The organism is Alishewanella sp. WH16-1, from assembly GCF_001441695.1.
Classification (GTDB): domain Bacteria; phylum Pseudomonadota; class Gammaproteobacteria; order Enterobacterales; family Alteromonadaceae; genus Alishewanella; species Alishewanella agri.
On record NZ_LCWL01000015.1, the window covers coordinates 1 to 24,676 of the forward strand.

At 47.1% G+C, this 24,676-nt stretch carries 21 protein-coding genes and 1 CRISPR repeat array; of the genes, 17 read left to right on the top strand and 4 right to left on the bottom strand.

Annotated elements, in window-relative coordinates; genetic code table 11:
• Positions 1-175 precede the first annotated feature (175 nt).
• The 9 genes from AAY72_RS02065 (at position 176) to AAY72_RS02105 (ending at position 10,246) form a co-directional block, all read left to right on the top strand.
• Entirely contained in the window at positions 176-1,114 is a 939-nt protein-coding gene (locus AAY72_RS02065; RefSeq protein WP_057785402.1) for a chromate resistance protein ChrB domain-containing protein, read from the top strand.
• A complete protein-coding gene (gene chrA, locus AAY72_RS02070; protein WP_057785403.1) occupies positions 1,111-2,478 on the top strand; it encodes a chromate efflux transporter in 1,368 nt (455 codons plus the stop codon). The genes AAY72_RS02065 and chrA overlap by 4 nt, the downstream gene beginning before the upstream one ends.
• 15 nt (positions 2,479-2,493) lie before the next feature.
• The gene (locus AAY72_RS02075) at positions 2,494-3,093 is read left to right on the top strand and encodes a superoxide dismutase (protein ID WP_057785404.1); all 600 of its coding nucleotides are present in this window, start codon (positions 2,494-2,496) and stop codon (positions 3,091-3,093) included.
• Positions 3,086-3,463: a hypothetical protein gene (locus AAY72_RS02080; RefSeq protein ID WP_057785405.1), complete on the top strand. Its 378-nt coding sequence runs from the start codon at positions 3,086-3,088 to the stop codon at positions 3,461-3,463. The genes AAY72_RS02075 and AAY72_RS02080 overlap by 8 nt, the downstream gene beginning before the upstream one ends.
• Before the next feature lie 31 nt (positions 3,464-3,494).
• Positions 3,495-3,944 carry a chromate resistance protein ChrB domain-containing protein gene (locus AAY72_RS02085; protein ID WP_057785406.1) on the top strand — a complete coding sequence of 150 codons (450 nt, stop codon included), beginning with the start codon at positions 3,495-3,497 and terminating at the stop codon, positions 3,942-3,944.
• A gap of 178 nt (positions 3,945-4,122) precedes the next feature.
• Positions 4,123-5,850 carry a DUF1259 domain-containing protein gene (locus tag AAY72_RS16875; RefSeq protein ID WP_231728872.1) on the top strand — a complete coding sequence of 576 codons (1,728 nt, stop codon included), beginning with the start codon at positions 4,123-4,125 and terminating at the stop codon, positions 5,848-5,850.
• Positions 5,851-5,875: 25 nt separating this feature from the next.
• Positions 5,876-6,502 carry a hypothetical protein gene (locus tag AAY72_RS02095; protein ID WP_057785407.1) on the top strand — a complete coding sequence of 209 codons (627 nt, stop codon included), beginning with the start codon at positions 5,876-5,878 and terminating at the stop codon, positions 6,500-6,502.
• Positions 6,499-7,707, top strand: coding sequence for an MFS transporter (locus AAY72_RS02100; RefSeq protein ID WP_057785408.1), 1,209 nt, complete (start codon positions 6,499-6,501; stop codon positions 7,705-7,707). Before AAY72_RS02095 ends, AAY72_RS02100 begins: the two co-directional genes overlap by 4 nt.
• A gap of 133 nt (positions 7,708-7,840) precedes the next feature.
• Entirely contained in the window at positions 7,841-10,246 is a 2,406-nt protein-coding gene (locus AAY72_RS02105) for a DNA polymerase II (RefSeq protein WP_231728873.1), read from the top strand.
• 415 nt (positions 10,247-10,661) lie between these two features.
• Here AAY72_RS02105 and AAY72_RS02110 read toward each other — a convergent pair whose 3' ends face one another.
• Positions 10,662-10,976 carry a helix-turn-helix domain-containing protein gene (locus AAY72_RS02110; protein WP_057785409.1) on the bottom strand — a complete coding sequence of 105 codons (315 nt, stop codon included), beginning with the start codon at positions 10,974-10,976 and terminating at the stop codon, positions 10,662-10,664.
• A 122-nt stretch (positions 10,977-11,098) separates the two neighbouring features.
• Between AAY72_RS02110 and AAY72_RS02115 the strand changes: the two genes are divergently transcribed.
• From AAY72_RS02115 to AAY72_RS02150, 8 genes are all read left to right on the top strand, one after another.
• Positions 11,099-11,605: a hypothetical protein gene (locus AAY72_RS02115; protein ID WP_057785410.1), complete on the top strand. Its 507-nt coding sequence runs from the start codon at positions 11,099-11,101 to the stop codon at positions 11,603-11,605.
• Positions 11,602-12,966: a DEAD/DEAH box helicase gene (locus AAY72_RS02120; protein WP_057785411.1), complete on the top strand. Its 1,365-nt coding sequence runs from the start codon at positions 11,602-11,604 to the stop codon at positions 12,964-12,966. The genes AAY72_RS02115 and AAY72_RS02120 overlap by 4 nt, the downstream gene beginning before the upstream one ends.
• A gap of 263 nt (positions 12,967-13,229) precedes the next feature.
• Positions 13,230-14,105 carry a WYL domain-containing protein gene (locus AAY72_RS02125; protein ID WP_057785412.1) on the top strand — a complete coding sequence of 292 codons (876 nt, stop codon included), beginning with the start codon at positions 13,230-13,232 and terminating at the stop codon, positions 14,103-14,105.
• A 62-nt stretch (positions 14,106-14,167) separates the two neighbouring features.
• Complete coding sequence (locus AAY72_RS02130) at positions 14,168-14,644, top strand: hypothetical protein (protein WP_231728874.1); 477 nt, start codon at positions 14,168-14,170, stop codon at positions 14,642-14,644.
• Positions 14,645-14,698: 54 nt separating this feature from the next.
• Positions 14,699-16,273 (top strand): type I restriction-modification system subunit M, encoded by a 1,575-nt coding sequence (locus AAY72_RS02135; protein ID WP_057785414.1) that lies wholly within the window; start codon positions 14,699-14,701, stop codon positions 16,271-16,273.
• A gap of 12 nt (positions 16,274-16,285) precedes the next feature.
• On the top strand, positions 16,286-17,494 hold the full coding sequence (locus AAY72_RS16800; RefSeq protein ID WP_057785415.1) for a restriction endonuclease subunit S: 1,209 nt from the start codon (positions 16,286-16,288) through the stop codon (positions 17,492-17,494).
• Positions 17,495-17,516: 22 nt separating this feature from the next.
• Complete coding sequence (locus AAY72_RS02145; RefSeq protein WP_057785416.1) at positions 17,517-20,489, top strand: type I restriction endonuclease subunit R; 2,973 nt, start codon at positions 17,517-17,519, stop codon at positions 20,487-20,489.
• Positions 20,490-20,494: 5 nt separating this feature from the next.
• The gene (locus AAY72_RS02150) at positions 20,495-21,148 is read left to right on the top strand and encodes a DUF4145 domain-containing protein (RefSeq protein WP_231728875.1); all 654 of its coding nucleotides are present in this window, start codon (positions 20,495-20,497) and stop codon (positions 21,146-21,148) included.
• A gap of 161 nt (positions 21,149-21,309) precedes the next feature.
• Positions 21,310-21,519: direct repeats of the CRISPR family, unit length 30 nt; unit sequence ATTTTCTAAGCCGCTTACACAGCGGGTCAC.
• 97 nt (positions 21,520-21,616) lie between these two features.
• Here the strand turns inward: AAY72_RS02150 and cas6f are convergent.
• The 3 genes from cas6f to AAY72_RS02165 all read right to left on the bottom strand — a co-directional run.
• Positions 21,617-22,249, bottom strand: a complete 633-nt coding sequence (gene cas6f, locus AAY72_RS02155) for a type I-F CRISPR-associated endoribonuclease Cas6/Csy4 (protein WP_082628918.1) — start codon at positions 22,247-22,249, stop codon at positions 21,617-21,619.
• Complete coding sequence (csy3, locus tag AAY72_RS02160; RefSeq protein ID WP_057785418.1) at positions 22,246-23,268, bottom strand: type I-F CRISPR-associated protein Csy3; 1,023 nt, start codon at positions 23,266-23,268, stop codon at positions 22,246-22,248. The genes cas6f and csy3 overlap by 4 nt, the downstream gene beginning before the upstream one ends.
• A partial coding sequence (locus AAY72_RS02165) for a type I-F CRISPR-associated protein Csy2 (RefSeq protein WP_156411265.1) occupies positions 23,252-24,676 on the bottom strand: 1,425 nt, incomplete at its 5' end. The genes AAY72_RS02165 and csy3, both read right to left, overlap by 17 nt.

The window sequence follows — 24,676 nt, forward strand, 5'->3', positions numbered from 1 at the left end:
GTTTATTTAGAATAACTAAACCGCACTCCTCGTTTCGCGAGCAAAACACCGCCAAACGAACAAAATCTAACCAGAAAACGTCAACACGCCCTAGTCGGTTCCATATGTTTTATTGCTAATACTCAAGTTTAAATATTTATTGTATTGAGCATTACATGTACGTAGAATAAGCTACATGAATACATGGCTTGTTCTTGTTATCAGCTTACCCACTGAAAATGCTACGGCCCGCATGCGCGCCTGGCGCGCCCTAAAGGCGTCCGGCGCAGCCGTTTTGCGAGATGGCGTTTATCTTTTGCCTAATCAGTCCAGCTGCCGTTCCACGTTCGATGCCGTCGCAGCAGATGTGGTCGCAAATGGCGGTAGTGCTTATGTGCTAAGCGCTGAAGAGCCGTCTGACATCCATTTTCAAGAACAATTCGATCGCGGCGACGAATATGCTCATTTGCTGGTAGACATCCAAACAGTGCGCAATGAGCTCACTGCTGATACGGCTTTAGGTGTCGCGAAACAAATCCGCAAGTTGCGCAAAGCCTTTACCGCACTGATGGAAATCGATTTTTTCCCCGGCGAAGCGCAAAAACAAGCCGATGCCGCGCTTGTGGAATTGGAAGTCGCCGTCAACCGCGTCTTGTCACCCGATGAACCGCACCCCGTTATCGGGCAAATTCCGCGCTTAAAGCTTGCCGACTATCAGGGCAAGACATGGGCGACTCGCCGCAGGCCTTGGGTAGACCGGCTGGCAAGCGCCTGGCTGATCCGCCGCTTTATCGACTGCGATGCCACCATTCTTTGGCTCACCCATCCTGCGGACTGTCCAAACTATGCATTGGGCTTTGATTTTGATGATGCCATCTTCAGCCATGTCGGCGCAAAAGTGACGTTTGAAGTCTTGCTCGCCAGCTTTGGGCTCGATCGCCTCGGCTTGCAGCGCATTGGCGCACTAGTGCATTACCTCGATGTCGGCGGTGTACAACCGCCTGAATCGGTCGGCATTGAAAGCGTATTGGCCGGGCTGCGCGAAACGATTACCGATGACGATCAACTCTTAACACTGGCCAGCGGCGTGTTCGATGGCTTACTGGTTTCTTTTGAAAAGGTGCAAACTAAATGAGTAATACCAATGCCGTGGCCGACGATGTGCCACTGACCAAGCCGGCCGATGTCGGCTTCTGGGAAGCATTCAGATTATGGCTAAAACTGGGCTGCATGGGTTTTGGCGGGCCGGCTGCGCAAATCGCGCTCCTGCATCGGGAACTGGTTGAACAAAGACGCTGGATCAGCGAGCAGCGCTTTTTGCATGCGCTGAATTATTGCATGTTGCTTCCCGGCCCGGAGGGGCAGCAGCTCGCCACGTACATGGGTTGGCTCATGCACCGCACCTGGGGCGGTATCGTTGCGGGCACCTTGTTTGTCTTGCCAGGTCTCTGCTTCCTGATTGGGCTGTCGTGGCTCTATATCGCTTATGGGGACGTTCCTTTGGTGGCAGGGCTGTTTTATGGCATCAAGCCTGCTGTCACCGCGGTGGTGCTGCACGCGGTGCACCGTATCGGTTCGCGCACATTGAAAAATAATGTGCTGTGGGCGATTGCGGCAGCGGCATTCGTGGCGGTCTTCGCGTTCAAAGTGCCATTCCCAGCCATTGTTGCAGCAGCAATCGTGATCGGCTATATCGGCGGACGTATAGCCCCCGACAAGTTCGTCTTAGGAAGTGGCCATGGCAGCGCCAAGCAGTCGTACGGCCCGGCGGTCATCGATGACGACACGCCCACGCCGGCACATGCCTTGTTCCGCTGGTCCGGCTTTGCACGCGTATTACTCTTTGGCGCAGTTCTTTGGGCGGTCCCCATGGCATTGTTAAACATGGTTTATGGCTGGGATCATACTTTCACTCAAATGGGCTGGTTTTTCACCAAGGCGGCACTGCTGACCTTTGGCGGCGCCTATGCCGTGTTGCCCTACATTTACCAAGGCGCCATCGGCAATTACGGCTGGCTCACACCGACCCAGATGATCGACGGCCTGGCATTGGGAGAGGCCAATCCTGGCCCGCTGATCATGGTGGTGGCCTTTGTCGGCTTTGTGGGAGCCTATGTCAAAGCGCTATTCGGCCCCGATATGCTGTTTGCGGCCGGTGCTATGGCGGCCGTGCTGGTGACCTGGTTCACCTTCCTGCCTTCGTTCATTTTCATTTTGGCCGGCGGCCCCTTTGTCGAAACGACGCATGGCAACCTGAAGTTCACCGGGCCGTTGACGGCGATTACTGCAGCAGTGGTCGGGGTAATCCTGAATCTGGCCGTGTTCTTCGCGTACCACGTGTTATGGCCCGAAGGATTTGCCGGATCATTTGATTGGGTAGCTGCGCTGCTCACCCTAGCCGCCGCCGTCGCACTCTTACGCTACAAGCGGAATGTCATGCAAGTCATCGCGGCCAGTGCTGTGATCGGCCTGCTTTTGAAAACTGTTGTCAACGTCTAAGTTAGGAGAACCCAGATGCCCTATGAATTATTGCCTTTGCCAATCGACGCCAAAAGCTTACATGGTTTGTCCGTAACCTTGATCGAAAGCCACCATGCCAATAACTATGGCGGTGCGGTCAAGCGCTTGAACCTGATTCAAGAGCAATTGGGCAAAACCGACTTCGACCAGGCGCCAGGATTTGTGCTCAATGGCTTAAAGCGCGAAGAGCTGATTGCTTACAACTCCATGCTGCTGCATGAAATTTATTTTGATGGCTTGGGTGGCGATGGTGTCTTGCCATCCGGCTCGCTGCGTGACGCCATCGAGCGCGACTTCGGCAGCGCCGCGCGCTGGCAGTCCGAGTTTATCGCCATGGGCAAGGCCTTGGGTGGCGGCTCGGGCTGGGTGTTGCTGGTGAAGTCGCCACGCGACGGCAAGCTGAGCAACCAATGGGCATCGGACCATACGCAGACCTTGGCGGGCGGCATGCCAATTCTGGCTTTGGACATGTATGAACATGCGTATCACATTGATTTCGGTGCCAAGGCGGCCGTATATGTCGAAACCTTTATGAAAAATATTAACTGGAACGCTATAGAAAACCGCTGGAATCAAGCCAGGGGCCATGCATAGACTGGTTGCTCCGTTACTCGGACTGGTTTTAGCTGTGGAGTGTGCTTCGGCCAATGCTGCCCCGAAGAGAAAAGTGCTATCCGGATCTGAAATCAACAAGATTTTTACCGGAAAAGTTGCCACCGACAGAGTCCATTGGGCTTACTACTTAAAGCCCGATGGAACGCTTGCGGGCAACGAGATGGGACGCAGTCGACAAGGAACATGGGCGATTCGCCATCACCAATTGTGCTGGAGCGCCCCATTGGGCGCTCCTGAAGATTGCTGGACGGTGGTGCGGCTCGACGGCAATTTGGTTTTTCGTCGCGACGGCGTTGATGTCATGGATGTCACGATCGAAAAATTTAGCGCAAAGTATTACGTTGATTAGTAGTTGCAACCATGCTCGAAAGGAATGAAATATGAAATGGGTTACTCGAGAACGTCCCAAAATTGACCGGATTGCCTGTCCATGGCTGGTTGCCCGTTTTATCGATTCCAAAGCCGAGTTTTTATATGTGCCGTCGAAAGAGGTGCTGAAAACGGCTGAAGAAACCGGGGCGATTCCGTACGATGTGCCAGGGGTCGAGCTGACCCATGATGGAGAGCTGTGTAGTTTCGATGCCATCCTCAAGAAGTATCAGCTTAAAGATCCGGCGCTACAGCAATTGGCTGCAATTGTGCGTGGCGCGGATACAGACAGACTTGACTTGGCACCGCAATCGGCCGGCTTGTATGCATTGTCATTAGGACTCTCGCAAAATTTCACTAATGACCACGAAATGCTCCAGCATGGCATGGTCATGTATGACGCTCTGTATGCCTGGTGCAAGCAATGCCAGCATGAGACACACAACTGGCCGCCCCAATAAGGAAACCTTTTGCCTTTCTCTCTAAGGAAATTTCCATGTTTCTCTGTGGCCTAGCCGGCCCTGCCGTAACACGCAGACGTCCGTGCTCGCCAGAGTGCATCGCAATTGCCCTAATCAGAACTGAACTGAACTAAATCACACTGAACCAAATTAAATTAAACTTGAGGAGACTTGCCCCATGGACCTTCTGATCCAACCTCTGCCTTTCGATGCCACCACCGTGTCCGGCCTGTCGGAAAAGCTCTTGACCAGCCACCATGCCAACAACTATGGCGGCGCGGTGAAGCGCCTGAACGCTATTCGATCTGCACTAGCCGAGCTGCCGATGGCTACTACGCCCAATTTTCAGCTCAACGGCTTGAAGCGTGAAGAGCTGATTGCCACCAACTCGATGTTACTGCACGAGCTCTACTTCGATTGTCTGGGTGGCAATGGCGAACCTCGGATTGAAATTAAGCTAGCGCTGGCGGCAAACTTCGGGTCCTTTGATCGCTGGCAGGAAGAATTTGTGGCCATGGGTAAGGCACTGGGTGGCGGCTCGGGCTGGGTGCTGCTAACTTTCCAGCCGCGTGAGGGCACTCTGGTCAACCAGTGGGCAGCAGACCATACCCATGCTGTAGCAGGCGGCATTCCGATTCTAGCACTGGACATGTACGAGCATGCCTACCACATGGATTTTGGTGCGAATGCCGGCGCCTATGTACAGGCCTTCATGACAGCAATCGACTGGAACAAGGTCTACGACCGTTTCCAGCGCGCAGCCGAATCGGCCAGTGGTCATCTTGCAGCGCAGCCGGAGGCAGTCAATGGCGAGCCGCTAGTGCTGGACGTGCGCGGTCAAAAATTGACCGCACGGTCACGGATGGCGCGTTGTATGCGTGACGCAAGCAATGCCCGCATACGACGCATAACTGGTTTCCCCAATGACGTAATCATTTTTCCTCTAAGGAGAATTGCAATGTCTGGCTCCAAACTTTTTACGCGTTCCATTCTTGCCCTTGCCTTGACAATAAGCTTGGCAAACACTTATGCGGCCGCTCCATTGCCTGCAACTGATATAGAAAAGATTGAAAAAATAACGGGGCTGAAAGGCAAATTATCCAAAGAAGAAAATGTTTTCAAAGTTTCCAAGCCACGGGACGATGTGACCGTTAAAGTGGATAGATGGACTATGCCGCCTTTCATGGGATTGACCTCATGGGCTGCATTTACGTCGGCGCACGAGCCAAAGATCACCATGATGATGAGCGACACGGTGCTGTTTGAAGACGAAGTGAATCCGGCAATGAGTGTGGCTCTTGATGCCGGGTTGGAGGTCACTGCGTTACATAACCACTTTTTCTTTGATCAGCCCAAAGTCTATTTTATGCATATTGGCGGCTTGGGAGATGCCGCTGAGCTTGCTACGGGTGTCAAGAAGGTCTATGACAAAGTGGCGCAAATCCGTGCCGCGCAACCAACGCCAGCAACGCAATTTCCCAATTCAATTTCGCAAGAGAATTCAATCACTGCCGCCCCCTTGGAAGCGATTTTTAATACAAAGGGCGAATCCAATCGTGGCATGTTCAAGGTTACGATAGGACGGCCCGCGACTATGCATACGGTGAAGGTAGGCAAGGAAATGGGCGTTAATACCTGGGCAGCGTTTGCAGGCTCGGACAACCAGGCAGTTGTCGACGGCGATTTCGCGGTGCGAGAAGACGAATTGCAAGCGACCTTGAGAACATTGCGCGCCGGTGGCATCAATATCGTCGCAATTCACCAGCACATGACCCATGAGCAACCACGCTACCTGTTTTTGCACTATTGGGGCAAGGGAAAGGCGCAAGATCTGGCAAAAACTGTCAAGAAAGCCTTGGATCTCCAGACTAATCCAACCACGAATGAAGCGCACGGCAAGCAGTGAAGAGAGCAAACTCTAGAAGACTGACATGAAACCGATTTACCTCCTTGCCGTTCTTTCGGTTACCGTGGCCAGTGTTGCCGCACAAACCGTCACATTCGATAGCGCTCCAACCGGGCAGCCTCCTGCAGCGTGGACATGTGGCGCAACCGGGAAAGGTACGCCGCGATGGACGATCGAATGGGATGCGAGCGCACCGAGCAAACCGCATGTCTTGAAACAGTCCGGTAACGCAGCCTTTCCCTGGTGCGTGAAAGAGGATATCAGTCTTGCAAACGGTAGCCTTGAAGTGAAGTTTAAGGCCATTTCCGGCAAAGAAGACCAGGCCGGCGGCCTCGTCTGGCGCTGGAAAGATGGCAACAATTATTACGTGGCACGCGCGAATGCATTAGAGAACAACCTATCGCTGTATTACACCCTGAATGGGAATCGCACGACAATCAAGTATGCCGATGCGCCGGTCGCGCTCAATACCTGGCATACGCTGCGAGTGGATTTCCAAGACACGATGATTCGCGTATCACTCAATGGCAAGGCATATATCAACATTAGAGATGATCACCTTGCAGGCTCTGGCAAAGTCGGCGTATGGACCAAGGCTGACAGCGTGGCGCTCTTTGATGATTTTCTTTATGAAGAGAAAACAGGTAAGTGAATCAGCCAGTCCTTCCCCAAATCCTGTGGGCGCGGGCACTGCGCGCATTCGCTGATGGCTATGTCAGCTTGCTCTTACCAATATACTTGATTCTGTTGGGCATGAGTCCGTTTCAAGTAGGGGTCATTGCGACCGGTACATTGCTAGGCTCGGGCATATTAACTTTACTCGTTGGGTTACATGCATGGCGTTTCAGGTACCGTACCTTGTTGCTCCTGGCGGCAGGCTTGATGGCTGCGACGGGTCTGGGCTTTGCCACGGTCACGCAATTCTGGCCCCTGTTGCTCATTGCTGTCGTTGGCACCATCAATCCCTCCAGTGGGGATGCCAGCGTCTTTCATCCGCTTGAGCATGCACTTCTTTCCAAATCTGTCGATAACCGCAAGCGCACTGCGGTATTTGCACGCTACAGCCTGGTCGGAGCATTGGTTGCAGCCTTAGGATCGCTTGCAGCCGGGCTGCCCAACATATTAAACGACAGCTTTGCGCTGAATCAGCGAGTGGCGATGCAATACATGTTCTTGCTATACGCAGTGCTCGGTATTGCATCAGCTGTTATTTATTCAACGCTGCCCGCCAACCGCGCTACAGCCAAGCCTGTCGCCCATGCACCATTGAAGAAATCGAAAAAGATTGTCTATACCCTGGCGGCGCTATTCAGCCTGGATTCTTTTGGCAGCGGCTTTATCGTGCAGTCCATGCTTGCCCTATGGCTTTTTGAAAAGTTTCAACTGTCGACTGCGCTGGCCGGTACAATTTTCTTTTGGACCGGCATTTTCACTGCATTTTCATATCTGGTCGCGGTAAAAATTGCGGACCGAATCGGTCTGGTCAATACGATGGTATTTACTCATTTGCCATCCAGCGTGCTGCTGATTCTGGTTCCGTTTATGCCGAGCCTTTCGTGGGCAATTGCATTATTGCTTGCTCGGGCCGCATTGTCACAAATGGACGTCCCGACCCGCAGTTCGTACGTAATGGCGATTGTGCCGCCTGAAGAGCGAGCGGCTGCGGCCAGTATTACGGCGGTTTCAAAAACGTTTGCCTCGGCAATAGGGCCATTGCTGGCGGGATATTTATTTAGTCTATCGTCATTCGGCTGGCCATTAGTGATCGCAGGTGTGCTGAAAATTATCTACGATTTGCTCCTGTTGAAATTCTTTGGAACGGTGCGCCCACCGGAAGAGCAAGTGCCATCTAGATAGCTTGTTCATTATGCCGGTCTTGTCAGCGGTGTGGCACGGTGCTTTCTTAAAAGCTTTTGGTATTCGCAAGCTTAGATGTAAAGAAATTTGTGCTTTGTTAGAGTCGGTGCTAGCTGTGGTTATTCGCAAATGAGTGAAACAGCTCAAAAGCATTAAAGGTAGCAATTTGATTCCATTAAAAAAGCAGGGCTTTCTCCTGACCCGGCACTGGCGTGATACGGCTACCGGCACGGAAGTCTCGTTTTGGCTGGCGACCGATGAAGGCCCGTTTCATATCCGTCTGGCTCCTCAGCCATCCGTGGCGTTCATGCCAGTCGAGCAGCGCGAGCAGGCAGAAGCAGTGTTGCGCGGCGAACGCTCGATCGAGCTTCGTCCTCTCTCTCTAAGCGATTTTCATCGCCGCCCGGTGCTGGGAATATATTGTCGGCAGTATCGCCAATTATTAGGGCTGGAAAAGCGTTTGCGAGAAAACGGCGTCGATGTCTATGAAGCCGATGTGCGTCCGCCAGAGCGTTATCTGATGGAGCGATTCATCACCGCGCCGGTGTGGTTCAGTGGCCAGTCTTCTCCTGGCAAAGACGGACTGCTACTAGATGCGCAGATAAAGCCTGCGCCCGGGTACCGTCCACATCTGCGCCTGGTTTCGCTGGATATCGAAACTAGTCCCAACGGAGAGCTATATTCGATCGCACTTGAGGGTTGCGGCCAGCGGCAGGTGTACATGCTGGGTAACCCTAATGGCAGCGATGATCTGCTCGACTTCAATCTGAAGTATTGTGACAGCCGTTCGGAGATGCTGGAACAGTTGAATGGATGGCTAAAACGGTACGATCCTGATGCCATCATCGGCTGGAACCTCGTACAGTTCGACCTGCGTGTACTGCAACAGCACGCGGATCGCTACGGTGTGCCGCTACGCTTCGGACGGGATGGCAGTGTGGTGGAATGGCGTGCACACAGTCGCCATGAACACTTTTTTGCCGCAGCTGCCGGTCGCCTGATCATCGATGGCATCGAAGCGCTCAAGTCGGCGACCTGGAATTTTCCGTCATTCAGCCTGGAACAGGTGGCGCACATACTGTTGGGCGAAGGCAAGGCCATCGACAATCCCTATGACCGAATGGCAGAAATTGAACGCCGTTTCGCCGAAGACAAGCCTGCCTTGGCGCAATACAACTTGAAAGATTGCGAACTGGTGACACGCATCTTTGCCAAGACCGAACTGATGAACTTCCTGCTGGAACGTGCCAGTGTCACCGGACTGGCCGTTGACCGAAGCGGCGGCTCGGTGGCGGCGTTCGAGCATCTATACATGCCGATGATGCACCGCCAAGGCTACGTAGCGCCTAACCTCGGTGATGTAGTAGGAGAGAACAGTCCCGGCGGCTTTGTCATGGAATCCCGATCCGGCCTGTACGATTCGGTGCTCGTGCTCGATTACAAGAGCCTGTACCCCTCGATTATCTGTACCTTCCTTATTGACCCTGTCGGGTTGGTGGAGGGTGAGTGCAATGCCGATGAAAGCGCGACCGTGGCCGGTTTTCGCCGCGCTCGTTTTTCGCGTGATAAAAACTGCCTGCCGGCTATCGTCAGGCACGTTTGGCAGGGACGCGAGGTGGCCAAGCGCGAGGGTAACCAGCCGCTGTCGCAGGCATTGAAAATCATTATGAACGCGTTCTACGGCGTACTCGGAGCAAGCGGCTGCCGCTTCTATGATCCCCGCCTTGCGTCTTCGATTACATTGCGAGGCCACGAAATTATGCACCGCACTAGAGAACTGATCGAAGATCAGGGGTATCAAGTCATCTACGGCGACACCGACTCGACTTTTGTCTGGTTAAAAACTCCGCACACAGAAAAAGAAGCGACAGAGGTCGGTCGTACACTGGTCGAGCACGTCAACGGGTGGTGGAAGAGCTATCTGCGGGCGGAATTTGGCCTCGACAGCGCACTTGAACTAGAGGTCGATACACATTACCGGCGTTTTCTGATGCCGACCATTCGTGGTTCTGATGAAGGAAGTAAAAAACGCTATGCCGGTATGATCTTCAAACCGGACGGTAGCGAGGAAATAGTCTTCAAGGGATTGGAGTCGGTGCGTACCGACTGGACGTTACTCGCGCAGCAGTTTCAGCAAGGGCTGTATTGGCGCATCTTCAAGGGTGAAGCGTATAGAAACTATGTGCGTGACTATGCCGACCGCACTATCAGCGGCGAGTTCGATGGGCTGCTGGTGTACCGCAAGCGGCTGCGCCGGCCTCTGGCCGAGTATCAGCGCAACGTGCCGCCGCATGTGCGCGCTGCGCGGATCGCCGATGAATACAATCGGCTTCAAGGACGCCCCCTGCAATATCAGAACGGCGGGTGGATCCGCTATGTAATGACGATGGCTGGCCCTGAGCCATTAGAAATTCAGCGTTCATCTATTAATTATGAGCACTATTTGACACGTCAGCTGCAGCCAGTGGCGGATGCCATACTGCCCTTCGTAGGAACAGATTTTGCAGCGCTGACCAGCAGTCAACAGATCTTGTTTTAGTGTCCAGGATGGAAATTCCACTTGATCAGATTGGATTTCATTTTGCCGAAAAACTCGCTTTCTGCACGGTCCTAGCTCCGTGCCAGTGAATTGCAAACCATTGCCTTACTTTGTAAAGTCGAATAAGCAATATAAAAACGTCTGGAGACTTCGTCTCCAGACGTTTTTATACATTGGAAGTATTTTGAATACAAAGCCTATAGAGCCTATACCGAGGCAAAACCGCGACAATCCAACCCAGTTATTGGGTGGCAGCTTTCAAATGCAATTCACTGGCAGGTTTCATGCAATTATGCAGTTAAACCAAGTATGTTGACTGGCGCCATTATTGAATCGTTTCAGATATGTCAACGTATGTTGGAGATATACTACGACGTTTAGCGCTTACATTAGCACAGTCAATATATATTTACCGTTATAAAACTTGTAATTCTAAAACCTCAAGTAAAATGCGCTTTCTCTGCTCTGATGCCAACTTATAAAAAGCTAGAATGAGCTCAGCCATTTCATCGCATTCGCAATATAGATACGCTACGGGAACGTCTAGCTGCTCGGCGATATTTTTAGCCATATTAAAATCAGGCTGATGACGCCCTTTTTCATAGTTATTCATCCTTGCACTGGCCGACTGTGAATCAAGACCAATACGACGCCCAAGCTCTGTCTGGCTGATAGCCTTTTTCTTTCTCGCAGCCTTAAGCCTGGAGGGAAAACACGATTCGTATGCCAAGTGTGAAAATTCATATCAAATACCGAATCCAAAGATTGTCTTAGGTTTTCATCTTCCCTTATACTAAGGAATCCTTTGGATTTATCTATCCCTTGATATCCAAAAAAACCGGAGCAAGCGGTATGTCAGTTAAAAGCATTATTATCGACACCATCAAAGCAAATGAGCTACATTCATTTACTTTGGACGAACTACGAAAACTCTATGCTACTCAGGGAGTAACAGAACCTTCGATGAATATTGCTAAGGGGCTTTATAAAAATATTTGGAATCTGAAGAAGAGCGGCATGCTTGAGCTGGTGAAAGCAAAAGATCCGAAAGAAAATGTTTACGTCGTCACTCCATTAATGCAAAAAAAGTATCTTCAAATGCCAGAGGAAAGTCATACAAGCTCCCTGCATACGGAACCCATTGCTTTTCTTGAGTCATTGAATAAACGGCTAAACGCTTACAGCTCAGAATTGGCTACAACCAGCGCAGAGATCCAAGAGTATCAAGAACTTTTAAATGCATTCCCAGAGCAAGGTGCAAAGTTGAATCGGAATTTTCAGGCAGCCAAAGAACGTGCATTTCAATTGCGTGGTCGACTCCTTGCGGTTGAAAATATCATGAAGAGTCAGCATCAATGAGATTAAGACACTGGCAAGAAAAGTGCTCAACTCAGGCGTTTAAGGCCTTTAGAAGCGGTCAAAAACATTTCATGGCTTTAGCAACTCCTGCGGCCGGTAAAACGATTATGGCTGCTACACTCGCTAAATATCTGTTTTCTGAAAATATGATTGACTACGTAGTCTGCTTTGCCCCCTCCGTTGCCGTTCAAAAAAGCATAGAATCTACTTTTGCCAAAATCTTGGGCAGGCCAATGCATGGAAAGTTAGGCGCAGCCGGTGGCGTATTCACCTATCAATTTTTGACCACCAGTAAAAGTGCGGATTGGTCATTTTTACAAAGCAACCGTGTGTTTGCCGTTTTCGATGAAATTCACCATTGTGGTGGTCATGATACCGTGTTATCAAATTCCTGGGGACGGGAAATATTGACTACTATTAGCGATAACGTCAGTTACATTTTAGCTATGACAGGCACACCATGGCGAACAGATCAGGCACCGATATCATTAGCGCGTTACATAAAACCAGATTTCACCATCCAGTTGGATTATGTCTATGGCTTGACTGAGGCGATTCAAGATAATGTCTGTCGTCTGCCTGAAATTACATTAATTGATAACGATAACCTGTCCGTAAATCAAAAAAACTACAGCTCACTTTGCATGGCGATGGCGGAAGCGGATCTGCAATATAGCCGCATTCTTAACGACATAGAGGCGTTGCGGTATACGCTGTCCATCGCCGTAAAGAAACTGGCTGACGTCAGGCTTGAACACCCAGAAGCAGGTGGACTGGTGGTGGCGAGCTCTGTTGATGCAGCGATCCGTATCCAAGCACTATTAATCAGTGAGTTTGGTCAATCATCAGTATTAGTCTCTTATAAAGAAACTAACCCTCAAGAAATTATTGAAAACTTTAGAACTTCCAATACGCAGTGGATTGTTAGTGTTGCCATGGTGAGTGAAGGTACAGATATTCCCAGGTTGAGAGTATGCGCTCATTTAAGCACTGTTCGGACTGAGTTGTTCTACCGTCAAGTGCTTGGTCGCATATTAAGGTTGATGGCCAATATCAAAAATCAGCAAGCCTATCTTATTACTTTTGCGGAGCCCGCCTTGACCGAGTTCACCAAACGATTGAAGGAAGATGTGCCTCAAATGATTGTAAAGTTTGATAAATTTGAGAGAAAATCTGCACCCGAAACATCATCAGCAGGAACAAAATCAGAAACTAATGGCGATGCCAAATCAGATATTAAGACCTCAGAAACTAAATGGAATATTAATAAAACTGAACAAAATGAAAAAAAACTAACTGCGCCGTGGGTTCCATTTCAATTAGTTGGCCAATACCGGCAACAGGTTTTTTCGATATTTTAATATTTGGTTTCGGTCGTCCCTTCAGGTCAATAATTTCACGTTTAAGGCGGATTTATATAACCGTCTTAAACAAAACGTTCCTAATTTTATAGTAATAAAAACAACCTATTATCAACTAATTGTAGTTGCTAGGGATGATAACTTTGAGAAACGGCAATTCACATCTGATGCAGTTAAGTTATGCGCCAGATAATGTGAACACTTTACAACCGAATCAAAATAAACCACACTATTAATTATTCGTTCGTAAAGTCACAAGTAAAATGCTCGAAGAGTTAAGTTTTGCACAGAAACAACGCCTTGCTTACATCGACTTCTCATTGATGTTTAAGGGCTCAATTTTCAGGCTAGATCTGATTAACCGCTTTGAAGTTGGTTTATCGGCAGGGTCTCGCGATTTCAAACTATACAAAGAATTCGCGCCGAATAACTTTGAGTACAACACGCAGCAAAAACGGTATTTTCAAACGCCCGACTTTAAGCCACTGTTTGAACATGATGCCAAACGCACTTTAATGAAATTGGCAAACGATATCAGTGACGGCTTCGATGCGGTTGGCGATATCCATTTCCCTATTGAGGCATCATCCAACTTAAATGTACCGGATATTTTTATCGTTGCCCGGCTGGTACAAGCCATTCTGAACAATAAAGCGGTAAGCGTAACCTATACCTCGTTATCGAGCGGGACTGGCGAAAGAGAGCTGGTGCCACACGCTATTGTCGATAACGGCCTGCGTTGGCACCTGAGGGCTTATGATAGAAAAGGCCAAAGCTTTCGTGATTTTGTGCTGACCCGCATCAGCAAAGTTACTATCATGGAAACACCAGAACAGGTAGAGTTAGCAACACAAGACGCTGATTGGCAAAGGTTAGTACCCTTATTGTTGGTGCCGCATCCCAAAAATATTGAGCATCCGATTGCCATTGAGATGGATTACGGCATGGAAAACGGCGAGCTGTTGTTAAATGTACGCGCAGCGATGGCAGGTTATCTGTTACGGCGTTGGAATGTGGATTGTACCGAGCAAGGTGCGCTTACAGGGGCTGAGTACCAGCTTTGGTTAAAAAACCGCGCTATGTTGGCTAACGTTCAAAATCTTGCTATTGCACCGGGATATGAAAGAGGTTGTGAGTGATCCTGCATTGCACTAAAAAGCTGTATGCAAAGCTGCCTATAAACAACACAGCAGCTACACCGATGCCAACAAGCATTGGCTTACAGGCGAAGTGGCTAAACTGGCATGCTAACCTCATCACAATCCAGCGCAGACAATGCGTTATCGCCGTGCATGACGCCACGCGCTACGCCGTGTTTATTCCCTGTTTAACAAAGTCAGACTTTGCCAAGCTGCAATGGCATTTTGAAGATGTGTTTATTAACAGCTTACTTAAAAGCGGTTTACCGCATGAGCTGGTCGAAACCGCCACGCAGCATTTGGCAGCATTACAGTTCGACACTGAATGTAACCGCTCGGTGCAGGGAACAATGAACCAAATTGCACAAGACATTGATTACGGCCTTGGTTACACCAACACAGCCGTATCAGATATTAGCCCATACCGTTACAGCGCCGAGTTAAGCCACAGGCCATGTACCATAAAAGGGCTAAAAGACTACCAGTGGCCCGACAAAGCCATGGCGGAATTACTATCTAACTTACACAACAAAGCGTAACGCTATAGTGCGTTAATGCTTTTAGGAATGATTGACTAAGGAATCGTTACCCAAATGGTTGAACAACATAAAAAAGCATTAGAAAAACAACTTTGGAATATTGCCAACTCACTGCGCGGCAATATGAGTGCCGACGAGTTCCGCGACTATATTCTCGGTTTTATCTTCTACAAATACCTGTCGGAGCGGATGGATATTTATGCCGACGAGCTGCTAAAAGAAGACGGTATTAAGTTCGACGCCATTGATGAAAACAGCGAGGAAGGCCAAGCCTACCTCGACGCCATTAAAGAAGAAGCCATCGACCACCTTGGTTACTTTTTAAAACCCAGCGAGCTGTTCCATGTACTGGCGCAAAAAGGCGAAGCCGGGGAGTTTATTTTAGAGCCATTAACCGAGGTGCTAAACCATATTGAACAAAGCACCATGGGCACAGCATCAGAAGATGACTTCAACGGCCTGTTTGATGATATTGATTTAACCTCTAACAAACTCGGCAAAACCGAAAAAGCCAAGAATGAGCTGGTGTCAAAGATACTGGCGCACTTAGATGCTATCGACTTTTTACACCACGAAACTGAAATTGATGTATTGGGTGATGCCTACGAATACCTCATTGGCCAGTTTGCTTCAGGTGCAGGTAAAAAGGCTGGTGAGTTTTATACCCCGCCTATGGTGTCTAAATTACTGGCCAAGCTTGTTACCATGGGTAAAGACAAGCTGAAAAGCGTGTACGACCCCACATGCGGCTCGGGCTCTTTGCTGTTACGTGTTGCCAAAGAGGTAAAAGAAGTGGGCAAGTTTTATGGGCAGGAGTCTAACCCCAGCACCTATAACCTAGCCCGTATGAATATGATCCTGCACGGCGTGCATTACCGTCAGTTTGATATTCAGCAAGATGACACCTTAGAGACGCCACATCACTTGGAAGAGCGCTTCGAAGCAGTGGTGGCTAACCCGCCATTTTCCGCCAACTGGAGTGCCAAAGCAGGTTTTTTAACTGACGAGCGTTTTCAGGATTACGGCAAGCTAGCCCCGGCCTCCAAAGCCGACTTTGCCTTTGTGCAACATATGGTGCATCAACTGGATGACAACGGCACCATGGCAGTGGTGTTACCGCACGGTGCATTGTTCCGTGGCGCAGCCGAGGCGCATATTCGTAAACACTTAATTAAAGATAAAAACTATCTGGATGCGGTAATCGGCCTACCAGCCAACGTGTTTTACGGTACATCCATTCCTACCTGTATTTTGGTACTGAAAAAGCAGCGCCAGCATAAAGACAATATTCTGTTTGTTGATGCCAGCCAGCATTTTGGTAAAGCCACTAACCAAAACTTCCTGCGCGAAGAAGACTTAGCTCGCATCCTCGAAGCGGTGGAAAAGCGTGATCAGCTTGAACCAGAAAAAGCGAACAAGTTTGCTTATGTGGCGAGCATTAAAGAGATTGCTAGTGATAACGACTACAACCTGAATATTCCAAGGTACGTGGATACATTTGAAAATGAAGGAATTATAGACTTAGAGACAGTCTCCTCAGAGCTTGTTGAAATTGAGAACCAAATGAGTGGAATTGATAATAAAATTAACGATTTCTGCTCTCAACTCAACATCAAAGCTTTATTTTAAAGGAGAGTAGCTATGAATCTCAATCGGATACCAATACGTCGATTTCCCGAATTTTGTGAATCTGATAGTTACAAACAATATCGCTTTGAGGATATTATTACTTTTTCATCTGGTAAAAATATTAAACAAAACGAAGCATCCCCCGAATACACCACTCCTTGCGTTAGATATGGCGAGCTTTACCATTTGTATGGTGAGGTTATTACTAAAATTATTAATCGAACAAATTTAGATCCTGCTGAGCTTAAGTTTAGTAACGGAGATGAGATTCTATTACCATCCGCAGGAGAAGATCCTCTTGATATCGGTTCAGCTTCAGCATTGACACTGAAAAACGTTGCTATAGGCAGAACTATTAATGTTTTAAGACCAAATGGAACTATTGATTACTCTCCAATTTATGTTTCATTTTATATCAATGAGAAACTTAAAAAGAAAATATCTACCCTTGCAAGAGGCGCCAGTATTAGTAATGTATATAACTCTGATTTGAAATGCTTGAGAATCAACCTTCCTAACATTGAAGAGCAAGAAAAAGTAGCCAACTTCCTCACTGTGGTTGACGAAAAAATTCGCCTACTCAAAGAAAAGCATGTGCTACTCCAGCAATACAAAAAAGGCGTGATGCAAAAGCTGTTTAGCCAAGAATTCCGCTTCAAAGATGACAGTGGTCATGCCTTTCCTGAGTGGCGCTTACAGGCGATTGGCAAATATTTGCTAGAGCACAAAGAACGGGTATCTGCGGACACAAACCTTCCAATTCTTACTTCATCCAGAGAGGGCTTGTACCGTCAAGAAAGAAAAGTTTTCAACGAAGGTGAGTATGGAGTTTTGCCTCAAGGCTACTTCACTTATCGCCACATGAGTGATGACCTCATTTTCAAATTCAACCTGAATATATGCTGGGAAAAGGCTGCTGTAAGCAAAGAGTACCCTGTATTCACGACTTCCAAAGGGCTAAACGCTCATTTTCTCGAATACTGCTTAAACGAAGGAAATGAGTTCAAGAGGTTCGCGATTCAACAAAAAGTCGGGGGAACGAGAACAAGACTTTATTTTAAAAATCTATGTCAGTTGAAATTGAAGTTACCTTGTGAAAAAGAACAACAAAAAATTTCTGAGTTCTTGCAAACATTGGATAAAAAGTTGGATGCAGTGCAGCAGCAAATTGACCTGACCCAAACCTTTAGAAAGGGTTTGTTACAGCAGATGTTTGTGTAGCGTAAGTTAGAAGGGAATCGACATGAGTTATCAGTCAGAACAACAACTCGAAAACAACCTTGTCGCCCAACTTTCGGGGCTAGGGCTTGAGCTCGTTAAAATTGGCGATGTGCAGGCATTACGGGCTAACCTGCAAACGCAGCTTTCAAAGCTGAATAACATTTCTATTAGCGAAAACGAGTTAAAGCAAATACGTAATGCCTTAGCCAAAGGCAATGTGTTTGATAAGGCCAAGCTGCTAAGGGATCGCATAAGCATTACCCGCGACGACGGCAGTAGCGTCTATATCCGCTTTTTGGCTGATAACCCACAAGAGAACCATTTTCAGGTAACCAACCAAGTTACTGTAGAAGGCAGTTATAAAAACCGTTACGACGTAACCATACTGGTAAACGGCCTGCCACTGATCCAAATAGAGCTGAAACGCCGTGGGCTGGAGCTAAAAGAAGCCTTTAATCAGGTTAATCGTTATCAGCGCCATTCTTACTGGGCAGAAGACGGCTTGTTCCAGTATGTGCAGATATTTGTGATCTCTAATGGCGTGAATACCAAGTATTACGCCAACTTCCCCAGCAACCGTAAGCCAAGCTTTAAACAAACATTTTACTGGGCTGATGAAAATAACGAGCGTTACGCCAAGCTGGAAGAGTTTGCTGCACAGTTTTTAACGCCAAAGCATATCACCGACATGGTATGCAAATATTTGGTGATTAACGAAACCGACCGCATGTTGATGGTGATGCGGCCATACCAGATATACGCAACCGAGGCGATTATTGCCCGTGTAGCCGAGCGCACAGCATTAAAAGCGCTGGGTAAAGATACCAGCAAACTAAACGGATACATTTGGCATACCACGGGCTCGGGCAAAACCTTAACCTCGTTTAAAACCGCCCAGCTGTTAACCAAAGACCCGCACATAGACCGAGTAGTGTTTGTAGTTGACCGCAAAGACTTGGATTACCAAACCGCCAAAGAATTTAATAACTTCAAAAAGGGCTGTGTAGACGGTACAGATAAAACCCATGTGCTGGTGCGCCAATTCTTGGGTAAAGAAGTGTATTACGTTGAAGAAGATGGGGTGCGTAAATCGGCCACACAAAGCGGCGGTGGTAAGCTAAACGAACTGCGTGATGAAAAGCTGATAGTAACAACCATACAGAAGCTTAACCACGCCATTAGCCGTAACCGCCACCGTGTACAAATGGAGCGGGTGCGTGATCAGAATGTGGTGTTTATTTTTGACGAGTGCCATCGCAGCCAGTTTGGTGATACCCATCACCGCATTTCAGCGTTTTTTACAAACCATCAGATGTTTGGCTTTACAGGCACGCCGATTATGGCCGAGAACGCCGTATCGAAATCGGGCCGCAAGTACACCACTACCGATTTATTCCACAAGCCACTGCATAAATACACCATTGTCGATGCCATTAAAGATGAAAACGTACTGCGCTTTATTGTGGAGTATGTAGGCAGATACCGTAAAAAAGACAGCGCCAATGAAGTGGATATTGAAGTAGAAAATATCGACATCAAAGAGTTGATGGAGTCGGATAAGCGGCTGGAAAAGATTACCGACTACATTATTGCCCAACATGGCCATAAAACTCATTCCAAAGCGTTTACTGGCATGTTTTGCGTATCCAGCGTACCTGCGCTGATTAAGTACTACGAGCTGTTTGCCAAGAAAAAGGCCGAAGGGCTTCACGACTTACGCATTGCTACCATCTTTTCTTACACCGATAACGAAGAAGACCCCGATGCAGATGGTGTATTCGATTTTGATGAGGCAACATCAGAGATGCTGCAAGTTGCGGAAGCGCAGCCGCAACATACCCACAGCCGTGACAAGCTAGAACGTTTTATTGGCGACTACAACGCTATGTTTGGCTGTAACTACACCACCAAAGACAGCGAGTCTTACTACAACTATTACAACGACATCTCCAAGAAGGTGCGCGAACGCAAGATAGACTTGTTGCTTGTGGTGAATATGTTCCTGACCGGGTTCGATAGCAAAACCCTGAATACCTTGTATGTAGATAAAAACCTCAAATACCACGGCTTAATTCAGGCTTATTCGCGGACAAACCGTATTCTTAATGAGCAAAAGTCTCAGGGTAATATCGTCTGCTTCCGTAACCTTAAACAGCGCACTGATGAAGCGCTAGCGCTGTTTTCGAATAAAGATGCCAAAGACACGGTGATCATGCCACCTTACGAAGAGTTTGTAAGGCTGTTTAACGAGGCGCTGGATAAGCTGAAAACTATCGCCCCGGATGTTGATAGCGTGGATGACTTAGTAGATGAAAACGCTGAGCTGGAATTCGTTAAAGCCTTTCGGGAACTGATAAGGCTTCGCAATATACTGTCTACCTTCGCTGATTTTGAATTTGATGATGTCGGCATTGCTGAGCAGGAATTTGAAGACTACAAGAGCAAGTATCTCGACCTTTACGACAAGGTAAAAGCCGAGACCCGTGGCGAAAAGGCGTCCATTCTGGAAGAAGTAGACTTTGAGTTAGAGCTGTTAGCCATGGACGTAGTAAACGTGGCTTATATTCTAAGCCTGCTGGCTAAACTGAAAGATGCCGAAAACGAAGAGCAATATCAGTACCAGTACAAAGCGCTGATGCAGGCAATTGGCGGCGACCCGACACTGCGCAGCAAACAAGAACTGATTGATAAATTCATCAAAGAAAACCTGCCAACGGTAAAAGATGCCGAAGATGTAGGAGAAGCATTTAATGCCTACTGGGAAGTGCAGAAAGTGCAGGCCATAAAACAACTGGCCGATGAAGAAGATCTAGATGAGCAGGCGGTGATCAATGTGATTGAGCGCATTGAGTACACTAATCAGGAGCCGCTGCGCGAAGATGTAGTTCGCACCATGCGCAAACCACCCAGCGTGTTACAACGCCGCACCGTGATCCCGCGCATCGCCGACAAGTTCAAACAGTTTGTGAATACGTTTTATAAGGGAATGCAGTGACAGCAATGGAGCAAATGAAAATACTTAAGGTGCATTGCAATAAATGTCTGCAAAAGACCCGGCACGAACTAGTTGCAGAGCGAATTAATCATGGCTCAGAAACCTTTTCAAATGACCCGCATCCCATGTACCCGGATTTTGAAATTACATGGCAAGATACTTACCGCATGCTGCAATGCCTAGGTTGTGAGAGTGTCACATTGCAAAATGAATATTGGTTTTCAGAAGGTGATGGTGTCGATGAAGAGTTCTACCCACCCCGGATTGCCAGAAAACTACCGGATTGGCGTGACGACTTGCCAAAAGAGTGGCGAGAGCTCCTTGTAGAAGTCTATAAAGCACTGCATACAGATAGCAGACGGCTTGTCATGATGGGCGCAAGGACATTGGTTGACCTTTATCTTAATGAGCAGGTTGGGGATATAGGTGGTTTTGCTGCCAAACTAAAAAAGCTAAAAGAAGATCACTTAATCAGCACGCCAGCGAAGGATATTTTAGAAGCTGCACTTGATGTTGGCCATGCCGTATCGCACCGCGCCCATAAACCGAGCCCGAAAGAAGTGAATCAGGTTATAGATATTGTTGAGAACTTACTGCATCAACACACGCTGGTTAACACTTCTGAAGAGTTGAGGGCGAGCACGCCACGCAGAGGCTAGCGGCAAGATTGCAAATGAAAAGTCATTTATAATATTGAGAATACTATAAAAAAGCCGGAAATCCGGCTTATTAAGTGCAGCAAGCTGCGTGAAACATTATTTATAATCAAAACCGCTTATTCAGCGGACAAGATGTGTTTGTAGCAGTATCAGGCATACATCTTTTTTCAACCGCTTACACAGCGGGTCACTGGCGAAGAACACGGTGGTTATACGTGCTTATTTTCTAAGCCGCTTACACAGCGGGTCACGAGAGTCAATGCGCGACGCCGGCATTTATGACTTTCTAAGCCGCTTACACAGCGGGTCACCGTTACTATTTACTCGGCAAGCCAATCTTCATTTTCTAAGCCGCTTACACAGCGGGTCACAACATGATTTTATCTATAAATAGTTAAAATTCAAGTTATTATCGTAGCTTTCAAATAATCACCCTATTTTAAACTTAGCTAAAAATATCTTTTAAAATCAACATATTGAAGCATCATTGAAAATAAAAGGCTTGAGACAAGGCACTGAACCTATTTTCACGTCTTTCTTACCCAAGCCATAACTACTAAAAATTGCTTCGCTTTGTGCTGTAACATCAATTTTACCAATATTGAATTGGATGATTTGACGGCTTGAGATTTCTAACGGTACAGAATGGCATTTCTGAAGCACTTTATTTCCTGGATATGACATGAGAGACTTATAAGTTTCTCCTCTGGCTTCGGCTCGACTTTTAAGTCGCCTAAAAGCTCGCTCTCGTGCAGCAGGCGTCAACGTTTCTTGCTGACGCTCCCTATAGAACAAATCTTCGTTCGAACACAGCTCTGAAGAAATAGTTTGAACGTTACTAAGCTTGAAGTAGCCTTCTTGTTCCATGGTTAAAAAATACTTCTGACTTTTTAAGCTGGATAAAAGCCTGTTATCGGGTGAAACAAAGGCAATTGTTGACCCTATAGAGTTTTCACTCCATGCAGGAAAGCTAACACCGATGTTATTTAATTGTCTCGATGACATGAAGCCATGCAGGACTCGAAGACAGCGACCTGCGAGAAATTCAGGATTGAGCTTTTCAGGTAAATACTGAATATAGAAAAAACTACGAACGGTCACTTTTTATCTCCCAACTGGAATAGTCCGCCCTTAATTAAATTGGCGCAAATAAAATGGGCGTCATAGATACGTTCTTTATCTAGATTAAGTGATTCAGTTATTGCCTCGACATTGGTAAATAACGAGTAAAAATCATTACCACCCGCTGGTGTGCGATAAGCCATTATCGTTGCTTTATCGACGCCAAAACGACCAACACGTACTGGGTAGACAGCATCTTTATACCAGTCATCAATAATAGAGATGCCTGCGCCAATTTTGTAGCAACCTATAACTGGGGTTAATTGACCATCTACGCTTGTTTTTTGAAATGTTCTACTGGCATGTTGCTCACCTCGCTTCTCTTTGAAAGCTTGGCTTGGGTAGACTTCTTGGCAAGTCGCTGGAATGATTTCGGCTTCAATTTCACAAATAAGGTAGGACATCGGATTTTGCAATGCATTTGCAAAATCATTTACTAATTCGGACCACCCTGGGAGCTCAGTTTCCCAGAGGCCCTCAAACCTCAACTGCTGAACATTTTCGGCAATTACCTCCCTACCTGTATTAGTGCGCACCGTGATTTTGGTGTTCAGGTTTTCTTGATTACGCCAAAGCCAACTTCCAGATAGTATTTGCCGTAAGTATCGCTTGCTAAGATACGTAAAACCTTCTGAGGCAGCATAGGCTGACAAAAACGCTTTAATGGTATTTACCACGTTTTCGTCGTTACAAGATTCTGGTCTAAGAATGTTTGCAGATACCGTTAGCGAAAAATTGCATAAGAGTCGCTGAGCGTCATAAGGCACATGACAGTACTCAATAGTTTGAGGATTACTTTCAGCTAAAACCTTCCATGAATCAGACTTTTTCACCACCATCTTCTTATCATAAGCTTCTGCAGCACTCTCCTTTTGGCCAACAATTTTAATTTCCTGGTAAGGCAGCGGTACTCTCTCTCCTTTAGAATTCAAATAGGTGAACACTCCATTCCCAGGCGATAGCGAGCGTCTGTAACTTAATTTATTTGGAATTTTCATTGTTACTCCACGAGTCTAAAATTACTGCGTTATCTAATTGTCGCAGCACCCAAAGAAAATCTGCTTCATTTGACGTTGCATGAAGTCTCTGCTCCAATAATTGCGCCAATACAGGCTCTGCAAAGCAATGAGATAACTCATTAATGCTATTTGCTTTATTTATTGGTTGCTCAAGAAAATGATAACCAACATTACCAATAAGCAAAGATTTCTGTTCCAGCCACCCATTCAAATCAACTTCAGAATTCATTTCAGCCTTAGTCAGCCAACAACCATTTCTAGTAGGAACGGCCTGGGCCGCTTCAAACAAGTTTTCGAACATTTTGAAATGTTCAATATTCTTTATTGCAGGATAAATCGCGCCTTGGCAAAGGGTATTTGGTAGACAAGCTAGAATTTGCTGTTCAGAAAGCGGTTTTACAACACGACATTTTATAACAATGCTTAACTCTAGATCGCATTGGCGTGTCGGCAAAATGGCAGGCGTAACAAGCTTACCATTTTTTAGATCTTCCTCTCTGGTTAACCCTCTGTTATGTAAACTGAACTGATGAAGGCATATTGCAAAACCATCAAGTTTAAATTCAGGAACACAATATTGTTGAACGTTTCTCTCAAAAGCGTGCAAAAACCCCCATATCCCGATTATAGATGGCAAACCAACTGAATAAGCGCTGTTTATTGCATTAGCATTCGATACCGACAGTGCCGGTAATAATAAATAACGATACTGGGAATTATCCGTAATTGTTGTCGTTTTAGCTAATGGCATTCCGACATCGTTAATAGTAAAGAGAGATCTAACGACTCTTGTAACTTCCGGGTTGTAAGCCAGATGTTGCCAAGATTTTGTCTTTGAAAGGTAGTAGTGAAATAACTCGATACATTTATCAATGGATTTTTCTGGGGCATACAACTGCATCCATGAACCTAAAAAATCTTGAACACGCTTTCGTAATTTTTTTTCCCTAGCTTGTTTAATATTTGGTGTTAATAGCATCTGGTCACTATTTAATAATGACTCTAGAGCTGAAAGTTCACGGGTTTGGAAGGATTTACCCTGAATTGTGTGAGGACCCAAAAGACGTTTCGGTTGAGAGTTTAAAGCGAACACTTTCCCGGCTGCGGCACTTACCAAACTACCAACGCTAGCAGCTCTAGAATGAGATACCGTTGTTTTATTCACATTATTTTTAGAAAGTGCTAAGTGTATGTCCCTTTGCATAGTATGAGCAGGCACAGGAGTAAGTGCTATGTATTCTTGTTTATAGGGCACTCGTACCTGTCTGATGTCTTCATGAAGACTCTTTATTGTCTTTTCGAACTTCCATTTTTTAAATAAACTTTGTAGCTGTCCATAGTCCTTTTTAAACATGCCAGCAGAAAAGGTAATCATCCCTAAAAATAA

Coding starts and splice junctions, on each gene's coding strand:
- AAY72_RS02065 (WP_057785402.1), top strand. CDS start 176: ATGAATACATGGCTTGTTCTTGTTATCAGCTTACCCACTGAAAATGCT.
- chrA (WP_057785403.1), top strand. CDS start 1,111: ATGAGTAATACCAATGCCGTGGCCGACGATGTGCCACTGACCAAGCCG.
- AAY72_RS02075 (WP_057785404.1), top strand. CDS start 2,494: ATGCCCTATGAATTATTGCCTTTGCCAATCGACGCCAAAAGCTTACAT.
- AAY72_RS02080 (WP_057785405.1), top strand. CDS start 3,086: ATGCATAGACTGGTTGCTCCGTTACTCGGACTGGTTTTAGCTGTGGAG.
- AAY72_RS02085 (WP_057785406.1), top strand. CDS start 3,495: ATGAAATGGGTTACTCGAGAACGTCCCAAAATTGACCGGATTGCCTGT.
- AAY72_RS16875 (WP_231728872.1), top strand. CDS start 4,123: ATGGACCTTCTGATCCAACCTCTGCCTTTCGATGCCACCACCGTGTCC.
- AAY72_RS02095 (WP_057785407.1), top strand. CDS start 5,876: ATGAAACCGATTTACCTCCTTGCCGTTCTTTCGGTTACCGTGGCCAGT.
- AAY72_RS02115 (WP_057785410.1), top strand. CDS start 11,099: ATGTCAGTTAAAAGCATTATTATCGACACCATCAAAGCAAATGAGCTA.
- AAY72_RS02120 (WP_057785411.1), top strand. CDS start 11,602: ATGAGATTAAGACACTGGCAAGAAAAGTGCTCAACTCAGGCGTTTAAG.
- AAY72_RS02125 (WP_057785412.1), top strand. CDS start 13,230: ATGCTCGAAGAGTTAAGTTTTGCACAGAAACAACGCCTTGCTTACATC.
- AAY72_RS02130 (WP_231728874.1), top strand. CDS start 14,168: ATGCCAACAAGCATTGGCTTACAGGCGAAGTGGCTAAACTGGCATGCT.
- AAY72_RS02135 (WP_057785414.1), top strand. CDS start 14,699: ATGGTTGAACAACATAAAAAAGCATTAGAAAAACAACTTTGGAATATT.
- AAY72_RS16800 (WP_057785415.1), top strand. CDS start 16,286: ATGAATCTCAATCGGATACCAATACGTCGATTTCCCGAATTTTGTGAA.
- AAY72_RS02145 (WP_057785416.1), top strand. CDS start 17,517: ATGAGTTATCAGTCAGAACAACAACTCGAAAACAACCTTGTCGCCCAA.
- AAY72_RS02150 (WP_231728875.1), top strand. CDS start 20,495: ATGGAGCAAATGAAAATACTTAAGGTGCATTGCAATAAATGTCTGCAA.
- csy3 (WP_057785418.1), bottom strand. CDS start 23,268: ATGAAAATTCCAAATAAATTAAGTTACAGACGCTCGCTATCGCCTGGG.